The 16,541-nt window shown below is 37.8% G+C and carries 13 protein-coding genes; 12 read left to right on the plus strand and 1 reads right to left on the minus strand.

Going from position 1 to position 16,541, the window contains the following annotated elements:
• The first annotated feature begins 109 nt into the window (after positions 1-109).
• The 8 genes from NE363_RS04410 to NE363_RS04445 all read left to right on the plus strand — a co-directional run bounded on the left by NE363_RS04410 (position 110) and on the right by NE363_RS04445 (position 9,550).
• Positions 110-1,633, plus strand: coding sequence for an alanine/glycine:cation symporter family protein (locus NE363_RS04410; protein ID WP_445535907.1), 1,524 nt, complete (start codon positions 110-112; stop codon positions 1,631-1,633).
• Between the two features lie 302 nt (positions 1,634-1,935).
• Positions 1,936-3,342 (plus strand): amino acid permease, encoded by a 1,407-nt coding sequence (locus NE363_RS04415; protein WP_445535908.1) that lies wholly within the window; start codon positions 1,936-1,938, stop codon positions 3,340-3,342.
• Positions 3,343-3,493: 151 nt separating this feature from the next.
• Positions 3,494-3,886, plus strand: a complete 393-nt coding sequence (locus NE363_RS04420) for a hypothetical protein (RefSeq protein ID WP_445535909.1) — start codon at positions 3,494-3,496, stop codon at positions 3,884-3,886.
• An 18-nt stretch (positions 3,887-3,904) separates the two neighbouring features.
• A complete protein-coding gene (locus NE363_RS04425; RefSeq protein ID WP_445535910.1) occupies positions 3,905-6,358 on the plus strand; it encodes a DUF4132 domain-containing protein in 2,454 nt (817 codons plus the stop codon).
• Positions 6,359-6,493: 135 nt separating this feature from the next.
• The gene (gene lptM / locus NE363_RS04430) at positions 6,494-6,718 is read left to right on the plus strand and encodes an LPS translocon maturation chaperone LptM (RefSeq protein ID WP_068936861.1); all 225 of its coding nucleotides are present in this window, start codon (positions 6,494-6,496) and stop codon (positions 6,716-6,718) included.
• A 22-nt stretch (positions 6,719-6,740) separates the two neighbouring features.
• A complete protein-coding gene (lysA, locus tag NE363_RS04435) occupies positions 6,741-7,991 on the plus strand; it encodes a diaminopimelate decarboxylase (RefSeq protein WP_445535911.1) in 1,251 nt (416 codons plus the stop codon).
• 5 nt (positions 7,992-7,996) lie between these two features.
• Positions 7,997-8,842, plus strand: coding sequence for a diaminopimelate epimerase (dapF, locus tag NE363_RS04440; RefSeq protein ID WP_019457312.1), 846 nt, complete (start codon positions 7,997-7,999; stop codon positions 8,840-8,842).
• Between the two features lie 102 nt (positions 8,843-8,944).
• Positions 8,945-9,550 (plus strand): alpha/beta fold hydrolase, encoded by a 606-nt coding sequence (locus tag NE363_RS04445; RefSeq protein ID WP_445536355.1) that lies wholly within the window; start codon positions 8,945-8,947, stop codon positions 9,548-9,550.
• Between the two features lie 50 nt (positions 9,551-9,600).
• Here NE363_RS04445 and NE363_RS04450 read toward each other — a convergent pair whose 3' ends face one another.
• The gene (locus tag NE363_RS04450; protein ID WP_445535912.1) at positions 9,601-10,224 is read right to left on the minus strand and encodes a LysE family translocator; all 624 of its coding nucleotides are present in this window, start codon (positions 10,222-10,224) and stop codon (positions 9,601-9,603) included.
• 166 nt (positions 10,225-10,390) lie between these two features.
• Between NE363_RS04450 and xerC the strand changes: the two genes are divergently transcribed.
• The 4 genes from xerC to gyrA all read left to right on the plus strand — a co-directional run bounded on the left by xerC (position 10,391) and on the right by gyrA (position 16,522).
• Entirely contained in the window at positions 10,391-11,278 is an 888-nt protein-coding gene (gene xerC / locus NE363_RS04455; protein ID WP_077169680.1) for a tyrosine recombinase XerC, read from the plus strand.
• 465 nt (positions 11,279-11,743) lie between these two features.
• Positions 11,744-12,493 carry an electron transfer flavoprotein subunit beta/FixA family protein gene (locus NE363_RS04460; RefSeq protein WP_004699812.1) on the plus strand — a complete coding sequence of 250 codons (750 nt, stop codon included), beginning with the start codon at positions 11,744-11,746 and terminating at the stop codon, positions 12,491-12,493.
• 17 nt (positions 12,494-12,510) lie between these two features.
• Positions 12,511-13,443 carry an electron transfer flavoprotein subunit alpha/FixB family protein gene (locus NE363_RS04465; RefSeq protein ID WP_348888392.1) on the plus strand — a complete coding sequence of 311 codons (933 nt, stop codon included), beginning with the start codon at positions 12,511-12,513 and terminating at the stop codon, positions 13,441-13,443.
• 364 nt (positions 13,444-13,807) lie between these two features.
• Positions 13,808-16,522, plus strand: a complete 2,715-nt coding sequence (gene gyrA / locus NE363_RS04470) for a DNA gyrase subunit A (RefSeq protein WP_445535913.1) — start codon at positions 13,808-13,810, stop codon at positions 16,520-16,522.
• Positions 16,523-16,541 lie beyond the last annotated feature (19 nt).

Below are 16,541 nucleotides of genomic sequence, written 5' to 3' on the forward strand. Positions count from 1 at the left end.
TAAGGTGTATATCTCACTGTTTATTATAAGTATGGCATGGATATTGCTGAAGTGAAAATGAACAAAATAATATGAGTATTGTATTTAAAAAATACAAAGGTTGATATCTATGAGTGCAGCAGAAATTGTTGATTGGGTTAATAGTATTATATGGAGTAAGGCGCTGATTTACTTATGCTTAGGCGTCGGCTTATTCTTTTCTATTTTGACACGATTTGTTCAAGTCCGCCAAATTAAAGAAATGGCCAGACTATTAATAAAAGGTACTTCTTCAGAACAGGGAGTCTCATCATTTCAAGCTTTATCAGTATCTTTAGCTGGTCGTATTGGTGTCGGTAATATTGCGGGTGTTGCAGCAGCAATTGGTTTTGGTGGACCCGGTGCAGTTTTTTGGATGTGGATGGTTGCATTCTTTGGTGCTGGTACAGCTTATGTAGAGTCAACACTGGGTCAACTTTATAAAGTTGAGTATCAGGGACAATATCGTGGTGGTCCTGCTTTTTATTTTGACAGAGGATTGGGTCAACGTTGGTTGGGAATTGTATTTGCTATTGCTGCAATTGTTGCTTGTGGTTTGTTTTTACCGGGTATTCAAGCAAATGCAGTAGGAAAAGCTTTTACTCAGATTACTGGTGAAGGTGCAATTGTTTTTGGTGATGTAGGTGTTTATAAACTTGTTTCTTTAGTTGTCGTAATTGGTTTGCTTGCTATCCTCATATTTGGTGGGATTAAACGAATTGCTCAGTTTGCTGAACTGGTTGTACCTTTCATGGCAATTGGTTATTTCCTCATGGCTGTTATCATTGTTGTGGTTAACATCTCAGATCTTCCAAAAGTATTAAGCCTGATTTTTACAGATGCATTTACTCCAATGGCGGGTCTTGGTGCCGCAATTGGTTGGGGGGTAAAACGTGGTGTTTATGCCAATGAGGCAGGGCAAGGAACAGGTCCACACGCAGCAGCGGCAGCAGAAGTTCAACATCCAGCTCAACAAGGTTTAGTACAATCTTTTTCAATTCACTTTGATAGTATAATTGTTTGTTCTGCTACTGCATTTATGATTTTAATGACAAGCCAATATAATGTTCAGGGGGCTTTAGAAGCAGGTCAATTCCTTGTTCAAAATGTTCCCGCATCGACTGAAATTGGTTCACCAGCATTTACGCAATTAGCAGTGAGCACTATTTTTGGTAGTTTTGGTCAGATCTTTGTCGCTTTAGCCGTATTTTTCTTCGCTTTCACCACTATCGTAGCTTATTACTATATCGCAGAAACAAATCTTGCTTACTTAAGCTACATTACAAAATCACCATCACTATTATTTATTGTGAAATGTTCAATCATTCTTGCTGTAGGCTATGGTTTGCTTAGCGCAACAGGCTATATCTGGGGTATTGGTGATATTGGTGTAGGTTTAATGGCATGGATTAATATTATTGGTATCGTAGTCACTTACTTTATTTATAAACCAACGATTAAAGCACTGAAAGATTACGAAGAACAACAAAAAGCTGGAGTAAAAGAGTACACATTTGATCCTATTAAATTAGGAATTAAAAATGCGACATTCTGGGAAGAACGCTTGAAGAAAAAACAAGAAATAGATGAGCAGTTGAAAAAAACAGGTAGTTAAATTTTAGAGATAACATAACCTATAAAAGGTGGTCATATTGACCACCTTTTTTTATATGAGAGTGATCATTAAATAAGAAACTGCATGTTCCAAAAAAGTGCGTTGTATTGCTATAGGGTTGTGCGTATTATCGGCCATAAGGGTATGTAGCTTGAAATCATCAGCAATACAGACAAAAATTGGTTAGCTGAAAAGTTATCAAAAAATATACATTTAAAAGATACCTGCAAATGGTGCGATATCGTCTTTTTGATTTGAATTTAGCTAACGGACTAAAAAAATTACTGGAGTGTATTCATAAAATGTCGAATCAAAATCTGAGCGACCCTCATGAACAAGGTGAGCTCCATCGTAGTCTTTCCAATCGGCATTTACAGCTGATTGCAATTGGTGGTGCCATCGGTACTGGTTTATTCATGGGGTCAGGTAAAACGATTAGTCTTGCCGGCCCATCTATCTTATTCATTTATTTGATTATTGGTGTGATGGTGTTTTTTGTCATGCGTGCGCTTGGCGAATTACTCCTGTCAAATCTGTCTTATAAATCATTTATTGACTTCACCACAGATTTAATTGGCCCATGGGCTGGTTATTTTGTGGGGTGGACCTATTGGTTGTGTTGGATCACGATTGGTATCGCCGATCTTTCTGCAATTATCTACTACTTACAATTCTTCAATAACGGGCAGCCTTTCTCACCTATGGAAGGTGCAATGATTAGTGTTGCCGCTATTGTATTTATTATGGGCTTGAACCTATTAACTGTACGTCTATTTGGTGAGTTAGAGTTCTGGTTTGCGCTTATTAAGATTCTTGCGATTATTATTTTAATTGCAGTGGGTCTGTGGATGATCTTTACCGGCTTTACTTCTAGTACGGGCGAGGTGGCTTCATTTACTCACTTGTGGGCAAATGGTGGGTTCTTCCCAACAGGGGTGCATGGCTTCTTGGCTGGCTTCCAGATTGCAATCTTTGCTTTCGTTGGTGTAGAACTTGTCGGCACAACTGCTGCTGAAACCAAAGACCCTGAGCGTAACTTGCCTAAAGCGATCAACTCAATTCCAGTTCGTATTATTATTTTCTACGTATTGGCATTGCTTATTGTAATGTCGGTAACGCCGTGGAACAGAATTGATCCGGCAATCAGTCCATTTGTAAACTTGTTTAGCCAAGCGGGTATTGCAGCGGCAGCAATCTTGATGAACTTAGTGGTACTGTCATCGGTGATGTCGTCAATGAACAGCGGTGTATTCTCAACAAGCCGTATGTTGTTTGGTTTATCTCGTGAAGATCAAGGACCGAAAGCTTTTGGTAAATTAAACAGACGTGCAGTACCTGCAAATGCATTGTATTTCTCTGCTGCGTGTTTATTGTTAGGTGCGGCATTACAGTATTTTGTACCAAATACAGTGGAAGCTTTTACACTCGCAACAACACTTTCAACCATTTTGTTCATTTGCGTATGGTTACTGATTATCTGGAGCTACATTCTTTATTACACGACGCGTCCTGAACTGCATGCCAAATCAACATTTAAATTGCCGGGTGGGTTATTTACCTGTTGGATCACGATTATTTTCTTTGTGGGCATGATCTACGTGTTGTCTTTAGAGCCAGACACGTTTAAAGCACTGAAAGTCAGTCCAATCTGGTTTGTTATCTTGATCATTGGTTATTTCTTCTTCTATAAACCGCGTCATAAAAAATAATTAAATTTATTTGTTTATGACTAAACGCCAGCTTTAAAGCTGGCGTTTTTATATTTTAGCGACAGTTTATGTCGTTTGTATAAATGAATTAATCTAGCCTAATAAGAAAAAATGCTACACTTAAAGCAATAAATACAATATGGGGGAATATATGTATAGTATTGAATTGCAAAAACAATCTATGACTGGGGTGGTTGAAAAATATATGCATTTACAGCTTAAAAGTCAGTATATGACTTTAGTTGATTTATTTCGGCAACAAATTCAGGCAAGACTTCTGGCTTGGCAATGTCAGCATAAAGTTAATGTTGCTGATCATCAACTTGATCAATATGAAAAAAGCCTAAATATGCAGCAAAAAAATGCTTGGTTTGAGCAATTAAATATAGAACAACAAGTTGACCAGGCAATAGAATCATTTAAAAAAAAACGTTTTTTAGTATTGGTAGATGATCAACAAATCCAATATTTAGATCAAAATTTTGCTATTACAGAACATTCACTGATTCAATTTATACGTTTAATCCCATTAGTGGGCGGTTAAGTTTTAAGGAAAAAAAATATGCTTACACATGTACAATTGAATGAAATACTTAATAATAATCCTCATCAGGTTGCCGATTTATTTATCCAACAGATTACTACTCAAACAGGTTATCGTAATAGTGTTATCAACAATTTTTGTAATGAGTTAATCAAGCATAAGGAACAAAGAAAAATATTTTTTCGAGCAGATATTCTATTAAAGTTTCTCGTTCATTTTAATCTAATTCGTAAAAAAATTTATTGGGAAAATGACCTTGTTAAATATATTGTTGATGCGTTTAAATTTTTAGGGAAAAATAACAATATCACTCAAGATTTAATTCATGTTATTGAAAATAAAGTAGATTTTAATTTAAGGGAATGTGTAATTGTTGGTTTTACCTCTAAACGTTTAGAACATATACAACAACAAATAGATGATCTAATTGTTCAGGCTAAAATTCAAAAAATGAGTGTTGAAAATGGACAAGATAAGAGTCAATTTATCTTTGAACATTATCAATTACCATTTTCAAATTTTTCAGCCTCTGTTTCAATTTTTACAATGGGGGGTAATCAACGATCTGTTCATTGGGCAAATGAGTTACAAACTGAATTTGAGGCATTACAAGGACAAGAAAAAGCCGATTGGCTGGCATTGTGGCAGCATATTGACAGTACAAGCTCAAAAAAACCAAGTCAAAAATGGTTAAAACAAGCCGAAAAGATTTTTAATACTTCGGTGAAAAATAGCTATCAGGAAAATGTGATTCATTGGATTGAGTTGATCATAAAGCAATCCCCTAAAGATACTCGCCCATTTGATTCAAAAAATGAAAATACATTAAAAGGTTTATTGTGGTTTGGTTTATTTTTACCAAATGAGCAAAAAGAATTTTTAGAACTGGTCACTCAATTTGCACAATTTTGTTATCGTAAAATTTATGGTGTAGGTGCAGCAAGTGCGGTGGTTGGCAATATTTGCTTATTTATTTTGTCTAAAAAAGGTTTTGCTGGTTTAGCCAAGTTGAGTTTTCTGCAAAAGAAAATTCGTTATGAACTAGGACAGAAAGTCATTCGACAAGCTTTAAATGATGTTGCACAAGAGAATAATCTAACTATAGAACAGCTTAAAGATGTAGTTTGCGAAGATTTTGAATTTGAACAAGGCAAATCGATACACACTACACGATGGTCAGATTACGATCTAGTGTTGCAATGTATGAGTGACAAACGCTGTGACATTTTGATTTATGAAGCACAAACACAACAATATATAGATAAAGAACCTAAAGGTTTTAAAACATCAAGTAGTGTTAAAGACTTAAAAAAACAGGTAAAACTAGTTTCTGATGTATTAAATGTAGAAAGTTTACGTTTAGAAGATGCCATGATTAGTCAACGTCAGTGGGACTATAACTTTTGGCAAACTTATATTTTAAATCATGGTTTATTAGGTTGGCTAGCGCAAAAATTAATATGGAAATTACATATTGCAGATCAAACAGTTCATGCAATGTATATTCATGGGCAATGGTTAAATGCACAAGCTGAAATATTAGATATTCAACCTGAACAGGTTGTCACATTAAGTTTATGGCATCCAATCGATTCAAATTCTGATGAAGTAAAAGCATGGCGAGTATTTTTAGCTGAACGAGAAATATTACAAAGTTTTAAGCAGGCGTTTAGAGAGGTTTATGTTTTAACACCTGCGGAAATCAATGCTGAGATCAAATCTTTACGTTTTGCTTATCATTACCTGAAACAGTCTCAATTTAAAGCGATTGCAAATGGACGAAAATGGCATTATGACATTCAAGGTGGTTGGGATAATTGGAATGTTCCGGTACGCCATTTTGTAGAAGCTGATATTCAAGCTATTTTGAATATAGAAACACCACAGGGTAATGAGTTAGTTGGTTCAAATGGGGTCTATTTATATATTAAGACACAAGAGATTTATTTTTCTCGACAAGGAAAAAGTTTAAATTTTGTGGATATGCCTAAATTAGTCTTTAGCGAAGCTATGCGAGATGTTGATTACTTTATTCAAGGCTGTTCAATTGGTTTAGATTTATCTCTGGAATTATCAGGTTTCCCTGATGAGATGCAACAATATTATCATAATGTTTATCGCCAACCTTCAAAAAGTCAGGTGGTACAAGCCCGTCATGATGCCTTAGATTTAATCGTGTCTAAATTGCCGATTGCTGGACAATGTCGTTTAGATGAGCAATTTATTTATGTTGATGGGAAAGTTAAACAATATAAAATTCATTTGACAACAGGGCATATCTTTATGTCACCAAATGACCAATATTTATGTATTGTGCCTGAAAAAACAGTAGAAAAATCGAAACAATCACATCTATTTTTACCTTTTGAAGATGATGCAATGTTAAGTTTGATTTTAAGTAAGGTACTTTTATTGAGTCAAGATGAGCAAATTCAGGATGAGTTGATTACCCGACAGATAAAAGCTGCTTAATTTTATCAAATCTTGTGCAGACAAATAGGAGAACTGTTTGTCTGTTTTTTATTCTTAAAAAATCTCTTTGTAATCTGTTTGGCTTGTTATGGAATCACGGTATACTGCATCGAATTGTTTAAATCAGGTGCTCAGATGCTTCGTGTCATTTGCCTCATCAGTTTATTGAGCAGCAGTATTTTGCTTACAGCTTGCGGTCAGTCAGGAGCATTACAGCTACCTTCTGATCCAAATTATGACAACCGTGCAAAATACTTGCTCTATCGTAATAAAGAATCAAAACAAGTTGTGCAAAAGGATGAAAAGGCTGAACAGCCAGTCGAGTCATCATCAGCTCCAACCCAAACAACTTCACCTTAAGCTTTGAAATAAGGACACATTCATGAGTTTCACCAGCATTAATGGAGTATTGCATGCAGAGCAATGTTCTCTAGAGCAGCTTGCGCAGCAATTTGGCACACCGTTATATGTTTATTCAAAAACAGCTTTTGAAAAACATTATTTAGATATGGACCGTGCCTTTGACTTTATTGATCATCAAATCTGTTTTGCGGTGAAGTCTAACTCAAACTTGGCTGTTCTTAGTGTCTTGGCAAAACTTGGTGCGGGTTTTGACATTGTGTCTGGTGGTGAGCTGGCTCGTGTTTTAAAAGCGGGTGGGGATGCTTCTAAAATCGTATTTTCAGGTTTAGGTAAAACTGAAGTAGATATTGAAACATCACTCAATGTAGGTATTGCTTGTTTTAATGTCGAGTCTTATGCAGAGTTAGACCGTATTCAAAAAGTAGCTGCTCGCTTAGGTAAAAAAGCGCCTGTTTCATTACGTGTAAATCCAGATGTCGATGCAAAAACGCATCCTTATATTTCAACTGGTTTAAAAGAAAATAAATTTGGTATTCCAAGTGATACCGTTTATGAAACCTATCAATACGCAGCTTCTTTACCTAACCTTGAAATTGTAGGTATTGACTGCCACATTGGTTCACAGCTCACTGAAACTAAACCGTTTGTTGATGCTTTAGACCGTGTCATGCTGATGATTGATGAGTTGAAAAAACTTGGTATCAATCTTAAACATATTGATATCGGTGGCGGTTTAGGGGTTTGCTATAAAGATGAAACACCGCCAAGTGTTGAAGAATATGCAAACTCTATGAAACCAGCTTTAGAAAAACTAGGTCTCAAGGTTTACATGGAGCCGGGTCGTAGCATTAGTGCAAATGCGGGTGTGCTTTTAACCAAAGTTGATTTACTGAAGCCAACAAGTCATCGCAACTTTGCCATTATTGATGCAGCAATGAATGATTTGATTCGTCCTGCTTTATATGAAGCTTGGATGGATATTCAGCCTGTTGTACCACGTACCGATACAGAAGAAAAAGTATGGGACCTCGTTGGTGCGATTTGTGAGACAGGTGACTTTATTGGTAAAGACCGCTCACTCGCATTGCAAGAAAATGACTTGTTGGCTGTACTCGGTGCAGGGGCTTATGGCTTTGTCATGAGTTCAAATTACAACACGCGTGGCCGTGCAGCAGAAGTTATGGTATCAGGTGAAAAGAGCTATTTAATTCGTGAACGTGAAACGGTTGAGTCGCTTTGGGAAAAAGAACGTTTATTGCCTGAGGAGTAAATGAGATGTTATTAGAATTTACCAAAATGCATGGCCTAGGCAATGACTTTATGGTGGTTGACCTGATTAGCCAAAGAGCTTACTTAGATACGGCAACCATTCAACGTTTGGCAGATCGACACTTTGGTGTTGGTTTTGACCAGCTTTTAATTGTTGAGCCACCAGATTTACCAGAAGCTGACTTTAAATATCGCATTTTCAATGCAGATGGTTCTGAGGTTGAACAGTGTGGTAATGGCGTACGTTGTTTCGCTCGTTTTGTACATGAACGTCATTTAACCAATAAAACCAACATTACCGTACAAACCAAAGCAGGTATTGTAAAGCCAGAGCTTGGGCAAAATGGTTGGGTGCGCGTAAATATGGGCTACCCAAAGTTTCTACCAAATGAAATTCCATTCATTGCTGAGCAACCAGAAGCTTTATATACCCTTGAGTTAGCAAATGACCAAAACATTAGTATTGATGTGGTCAACATGGGTAACCCACACGCGGTCACTATTGTTCCAGACGTACTCACTGCTGATGTAGCAGGTATTGGCCCACAAGTTGAATCACATCAACGATTCCCTGAACGTGTGAATGCTGGTTTTATGCAAGTAATTGATGAAAAACATGTTCGCTTACGTGTATTTGAACGTGGTGTTGGTGAAACACTCGCTTGTGGTACAGGGGCATGTGCTGCTGCGGTAAGTGGTATGCGCCGTGGCTTACTTGCGAACTCAGTTGAAGTTGAACTTGCCGGCGGTAAGCTACAAATTGAATGGCAAGAAGGTGATGTTGTTTGGATGACTGGTCCAACAACCCATGTATATGATGGGCGTTTGGATTTACGTTATTTCCAAGGTTAATCGCTTAGCCTAAATAGAAGCCTCTTTTCATCAGTTAAAATGATAAAAGAGGCTTTCTTTTATATGTACAATAATTTTTTAATTTCATTACCTTATAAAAATATGAATAATTTAATTTTCTTACCCGGTGCGTCAGGCAGTACTGCATTTTGGCATCCTTTAATTGAAAAATTACCTCAGCAATACCGTACAAAAATTATTGGTTACCCCAGTTTCGGTGATACACCAGAATCTCTTGAGATCAAAAACTTTGAAGACCTAACAAATTATGTGGTCGATCAAATTAATGAAGAATCTATCATTGTTGCCCAATCTATGGGTGGGATTTTTGCCGTTGCCGCAGCGCTACAAAAACCTCATTTGGTGAAAGGGTTGGTCTTAATTGCAACTTCTGGTGGAATCAACCTTAAACGATTTAATGTGCAAGACTGGCGTGAAGCATACCGGCAAACATTTTTAAAATATCCAGATTGGTTTGTTACCACTAATGTTAACTATGAAGAGTTTTTAGTGGATATAAATGTTGAAACTTTATTAATCTGGGATGATAAAGATCCGGTAAGTCCAGTTTCGGTGGGCCAATATTTAAATCAAAAGTTTGAAAAGTCGACTTTATATGTTGTGAAAGATGGGGACCATCAATTAGCAGAAAAACATGCCGATGAAGTTGCAGTCCAAATAGAAAACTACTTAAAAAACTTCATGTAAATCTTTAGCTATTATTTAGCGTGCTATGCGTTAGCACGCTTTTTTTAAAGTTATCTCTTACTGAAAGCTAATTTCAATGCGAACAACATAAAAATACTGCCTGTAATCCGGTCCATATATTTTACAAATTTAGGTTGTTTTAAATAACGTGAAAGTGGTTGCATGGCTAAAATTAATAGACTTGACCATATTATTCCAATCACCACATGAATCATCACAAGTCCCATTACCCAAGTAATAGCCGATGCTTGCGCTGGAATGAATTGCGGAAGAAATGAAATATAGAAAATGCCAACTTTAGGATTGAGTAAATTGCCAAAGAAACCTTTGATAAACCAATTCTCTGAAGTAGAGCGATTGGAATTATTTTCTTGCATATCTGCGAGTCGGCTACGTGGTTTTAAAATCATATTTAAACCAAGCCATGCGAGATAAGCAGCTCCCATCCATTTTAGAATATTAAAAGCTAAATCAGATGCCATAAGTAGAGCGCCTAAACCGCAGGCCACGACAACTCCCCAAGCAATACAGCCAAGACTAATTCCTAGAGCTGCTTGGAACGCTTTAGATTTACCCTCAAGTGTAGCGGTACGAATAATTAAAGTCGTATCTAAGCCAGGAGTAAGCGTAAGTAAAGTAATGGCAATTAAGTAGGGAATGAGTATGGTAGTCATGACAGCAAGGTTCCGACGAATACTTAAAGTGAAGTGTAATATATAAGTTAGATTCATTATGCTGTGCGATATGAAATTTTCATGATCAATTAGTTTTTGGTACACTCAAAAAAAAATGGGCAAATAAATGGAGAGCAATTTGGATTTTGCATTACAACTGCTCTCGATGTGGTTAAAAGAAAGAAAAATTCAAAATCAGTCTGAGCATACAATCACGGCTTATGAGCGAGATGTGAAAAGCTTTCTTGAGTTCTGTGACTCAAAAAAAATTGATTTAAAAAATGTTGAAGCTTCAGATTTACGTGAATATCTAGCTCAACGTGTTGAGCAAGACCAGTTAAGCGCAAGTAGCATGCAGCGTCATCTCACTTCTATTCGTCAGTTTATGAAATGGGCTGAACAGGGCAAATATCTAGAAATTAATCCCACTGACGATTTTAAGTTAAAACGCCAGCCTAGACCCTTGCCGGGCATGATCGACATAGAAACGGTTAATCAAATTTTAGATCAACCCATGCCGGAAAAACCAATTGATCAGCAGCTTTGGTTAAGAGACAAAGCCATGTTGGAACTACTGTATTCAAGTGGTTTACGACTCGCAGAACTACAAGGCCTCACAATTAAAGATATCGATTTTAATCGTCATCTTGTTCGTATTACGGGTAAAGGAAATAAAACCCGTATTGTCCCGTTTGGGAAAAAGGCAAAAGAAAGTCTATTGAACTGGCTCAAAATTTATAAAATCTGGAAAGGGCATTTTGATCAAAATGCTTTTGTATTTATTTCACAGCGTGGTGGTGTACTCACTCCACGGCAAATCGAGAAACGTGTAAAACTTCAGGCACAAAGAGCCGGTGTAAATGTCGATTTACATCCGCATTTACTTCGACATTGTTTCGCCAGCCATATGTTATCGAGTAGCGGTGATTTGCGTTCAGTCCAAGAAATGTTAGGCCATAGCAATTTATCGACTACGCAAATTTATACGCATATCGATTTTGATCATTTGGCTCAAGTGTATGATCAAGCTCATCCGCGAGCGACCAAGCATTAAGTCATTTAAGTTAAATTATTTATCAATACGCGACTTTGATTGCACTAAATAAGGTGAATGTAGAGATCATTTGTATTTATTTACAAATTTGTATAAAGAAAAAGGGTGAAATTACCCAATTGACCATTTTGATCTTTGCACAATTTGTCAGCATATATAGCCTGAAAACGACAAATTTTGAGTCTTTTACACCGTGCTTATGCTTCTTACTAATAAGGTAAATAAAATAAAAAGATAATAAAAATCAATGTATAAAATAGACTTTAAAAAGAATAAAATAGAGGGTAATCATGTATAAAATTTTTTTTATGAACTGATGATTTCATTTTTTTTGTACTGTTCCAGAAAATTGTGACTTGACCGAAATGCCAAACACATTGCAAGATAGGGTACCTAAAAAATTTTAATCGAAGAGTTAATATACTTTTCTCAACATTTACTTTTGCTAGAACAGCCGAGGATTACATGAAGGCTCTTGTTGCTGTAAAACGCGTGGTTGATGCCAACGTTAAAGTTCGTGTTAAGCCGGACAATAGTGGGGTTGACCTTACCAACGTTAAAATGTCAATCAACCCATTTTGTGAAATCGCAGTGGAAGAAGCGGTTCGCTTAAAAGAAAAAGGAACAGTATCAGAAATCGTTGTTGTTTCTGTTGGCCCTAAAGAAGCTCAAGAACAAATCCGTTCTGCAATGGCTTTGGGTGCAGACCGCGGTATTTTAGTTGAAACCACTGACGAAATTGGCGCTTTAGAAGTTGCTAAAATCTTAAAAGGTGTTGTTGATGCTGAAAAACCAGAACTTATCCTTCTTGGTAAACAAGCAATTGATGATGACTCTAACCAAGTAGGTCAAATGCTTGGCGCATTATTAGGTGCTGGTCAAGGTACGTTCGCTTCTGAAGTGAAAGTAGATGGCGGTAAAGTACAAGTGACTCGTGAAATCGACGGTGGTTTACAAACTGTTGAGCTTGCACTTCCTGCAATCATTACAACTGACTTGCGTTTAAACGAGCCACGTTATGCAGCATTGCCTAACATTATGAAAGCTCGTAAAAAACCGCTTGATACTAAATCTCCTGCTGATTACGGTGTTACAGCTGGTACTAAGCTTAAAACTGTTAAAGTTGAAGCTCCAGCAGAACGTAAAGCTGGCGTACAAGTGAAATCTGTAGATGAGCTTGTAGAAAAATTGAAAAATGAAGCGAAAGTGATCTAATACGGAAGGATAAAATCATGAGTATTTTAGTTATCGCTGATCACAACAACCAAACACTTAACGGTGCTACTTTAAACGTTGTTGCTGCAGCACAAAAAATCGGTGGTGATATTACTGTATTAGTTGCTGGTTCAGGCGCTCAAGCAGTTGCTGACGCTGCTGCTAAAGTTGCTGGCGTAAGCAAAGTATTGCTTGCTGACAACGCGGCTTATGCAAACCAATTAGCTGAAAACGTAGCTGGCTTAGTTGCTGACTTAGCTAAAGGTTACAAATACGTTTTAGCTGCTTCTACCACTACTGGTAAGAACATTCTTCCACGTGTTGCTGCACTTCTTGATGTTAGTATGATCACAGACATTATTTCTGTTGAATCTGCGAACACATTCAAGCGTCCAATCTACGCTGGTAATGCAATTGCAACTGTTCAATCTGACGAAGCAATCATTGTTGGTACTGTTCGTGGTACAGCATTTGATCCAGTTGCTGCGGAAGGTGGTTCTGCTACGATTGAAACAGTTGGCGAAGTAAAAGATGCAGGCATTTCTAAGTTTGTATCTGAAGAAATCGTTAAACTTGATCGTCCAGAATTAACAGCTGCTCGTATTGTTGTATCTGGTGGTCGTGGTGTAGGTTCTGGTGAGAACTATCACAAAGTACTTGATCCATTAGCTGACAAGCTTGGTGCAGCACAAGGTGCTTCACGTGCAGCAGTTGATGCAGGCTTCGTACCTAACGATTTCCAAGTTGGTCAAACTGGTAAAATCGTTGCGCCTGAGCTTTACATTGCTGTAGGTATTTCTGGTGCGATCCAGCACTTGGCTGGTATGAAAGATTCTAAAGTTATTGTTGCAATCAACAAAGACGAAGAAGCACCAATCAACAGCGTTGCTGACTACTGGTTAGTTGGTGATTTGAACGCTGTAGTACCTGAATTGGTATCTAAGCTTTAATCTGTACTGATTGAAGTTAAAAACCCTTAGTTTTACTAAGGGTTTTTTTATTGGAAATAGTAATATGAAATGCATAATTGAGACTTGTATCTCATTTGAGGTTTGATTTTTATAGAATAAAAATCACATAGTTTTATGAAGACAAGACCATGCACGTTATGGCGATATGATAAGAATAATATGCAATTAAATTATACAAATATCACTAGATTGGCAGTGTAGATTCCGCACATTACAAAGTGCTTTTATGCTATAGTATACAGCTATATTTTTTTCGATTTTAGTTCACTTTCCGGAACTAAATTTTTTGCAAGATCAAGACATATAAACGGATAGAAATATCTATCTGTAAGAAGGAGTATGCATGAGCGTATCGGAAATCCGACCGATTGCCATTGAGGACGAACTCAAGCATTCATATTTAGATTACGCAATGAGTGTAATCGTATCTCGTGCATTGCCGGATGTGAGAGACGGTCTTAAACCTGTTCACCGTCGTGTGCTTTATGCCATGCACGAATTGGGCAATGACTATAACAAAGCCTACAAGAAATCTGCTCGTGTCGTTGGGGACGTAATCGGTAAATATCACCCGCATGGTGACTCAGCTGTTTATGAAACCATTGTTCGTATGGCTCAAGACTTTAGCTTACGTTATTTATTGGTTGATGGTCAGGGTAACTTCGGTTCGATCGATGGTGATAGTGCCGCGGCGATGCGTTATACCGAAGTCCGTATGACTAAGCTGGCACATGAGCTTCTTGCAGATTTAGAAAAAGACACAGTTGACTGGGAAGATAACTACGACGGTTCAGAACGTATTCCTCAGGTACTTCCGACACGCGTTCCAAACTTGTTAATTAATGGTGCTGCGGGTATTGCTGTAGGTATGGCAACCAACATGGCACCACACAACATGACAGAAGTTGTGAATGCATGTTTGGCTTATGCTGATAATCCGAATATCTCGATTGAAGGATTGATGGAATACATTACCGGTCCTGACTTCCCTACAGGCGGTATTATTTACGGTAAATCAGGTATTGTTGATGCCTACCGTACAGGTAAAGGTCGTTTACACATTCGCGGTAAATACCATTTCGAAGAAGATGAAAAGACAGGTCGTACAACCATCGTCTTTACTGAAATTCCATATCAAGTCAACAAAGCAAGAGTGATTGAACGTATTGCTGAGTTAGTTAAAGAGAAAAAACTTGAAGGTATTTCAGAGCTTCGTGATGAGTCTGACAAAGACGGTATGCGTATTGCAATTGACTTAAAACGCGGTGAAAACGCAGAAGTCGTTGTAAATAACTTATTCTTAAATACCCAGCTTGAAAACTCATTCAGCATCAACATGGTTTGTCTAGACAATGGACAGCCAAAATTGATGAATCTGAAAGATATTATTGCGGCATTTCTTCGTCACCGCCAAGAAGTTGTGACACGCCGTACCATGTTCGAATTACGTAAAGCACGTGAACGTGGTCATATCTTGGAAGGTTTGACAGTTGCCTTAGCAAATATTGATGAAATTATTGAAACCATCAAAACTTCTGCTAACCCTGCTGAAGCGCGTGAGCGTTTACTTGCTGGTGAGTGGGCAGGTGGTGGTGTTATTTCATTACTTGAAAAAGCAGGTGCTATTTCTGTTCGTCCAGATGAAATTGAAGGTGAAGATCCAAATCGTCCATTTGGTTTAAGCGATTCAATTTATCGTCTATCTCCGACACAAGTAGGCGCAATTTTAGAATTACGTTTACACCGTTTAACAGGTCTAGAACAAGACAAGTTACACGCAGAATATACTGAAATTTTGGGTCAAATTGCTGAATTGACTGCAATTCTAAATGACTTCAACTTGTTGATGGGTGTTATTCGTGAAGAGTTAGCACAAGTATTACAACAATATGGTGATGCACGTCGTACCGAAATTGTTGAATCTCGTGTCGATTTCTGCCGTGAAGATTTAATTCCAGAAGAACAAGTGGTATTAACTGTTTCGCAAACGGGTTATGCAAAAACTCAACCACTTTCAGACTATCAGGCACAGCGCCGTGGTGGACGTGGTAAGTCTGCAACCTCTATGAAAGATGATGACTTTATTCAACATCTGATTGTGGCATCGAACCACGCGACTGTACTTTGCTTTACCAACGTGGGTAAAGTGTACCGTCTGAAAGTATTTGAGGTTCCTCAAGCATCACGTGGGGCAAAAGGCCGTCCAATCGTGAACTTGTTACCTTTAGATGCAACAGAAACAGTTACTGCTATCTTGCCTTTAACAGAGTTCCCAGAAAACCACTATGTGTTTATGGCGACAGCTTCTGGTACGGTTAAGCGTGTTGAGTTAGAACAGTTTGCAAACATTCGTTCAAATGGTCTACGTGCTATTGAACTGAATGAAGAAGATACCTTAATTGGTGTTGCGATTACTGATGGTAATCAGCAAATCATGTTGTTCTCTAACGAAGGTAAAGCAATTCGTTTTGCTGAAACTGACGTACGTGCAATGGGTCGTACAGCGAAAGGTGTACGTGGTATGCGCGTGAGCTTCGCAAGCAGTACCTTAAGTGAAGAAGATGCAGATGTTGAAAACGATGAATCAGATGATAATGATGATTCAGCAGATTCAAGTCTAGTAAGCCGCATCGTATCGCTTGTCGTTGTACCTGAGACTGGTGAAGTATTGTGTGCGAGTGCCAACGGTTACGGTAAACGTACTCCTGTAAATGATTTCCCGACCAAGAAACGTGGTGGTAAGGGCGTTATTGCGATTAAAACAAGTGAACGTAACGGTGAGCTAGTTGGTGCAGTTTCTATTGATGAAACTAAAGAGTTATTGTTGATTTCTGATGGTGGTACGCTTGTTCGTACGCGTGCAGCAGAAGTTGCAATGACAGGTCGTAATGCTCAAGGTGTTCGTCTCATCCGTTTAAGCGAAGAAGAAACTCTTGTTGGCGTAGTTTCAATTGAAGCTGTAGAAGACGAAGAAGAATTTCTTGAAGGCGAAGTAGATACGACTGAAACCGATAGTGAAGAAGTTGTATCTAATAATGAAGATACTTCTGAAGAGTAAAACGTTTTAAAATAAAAAA

This window comes from Acinetobacter sp. G18 (assembly GCF_052660225.1).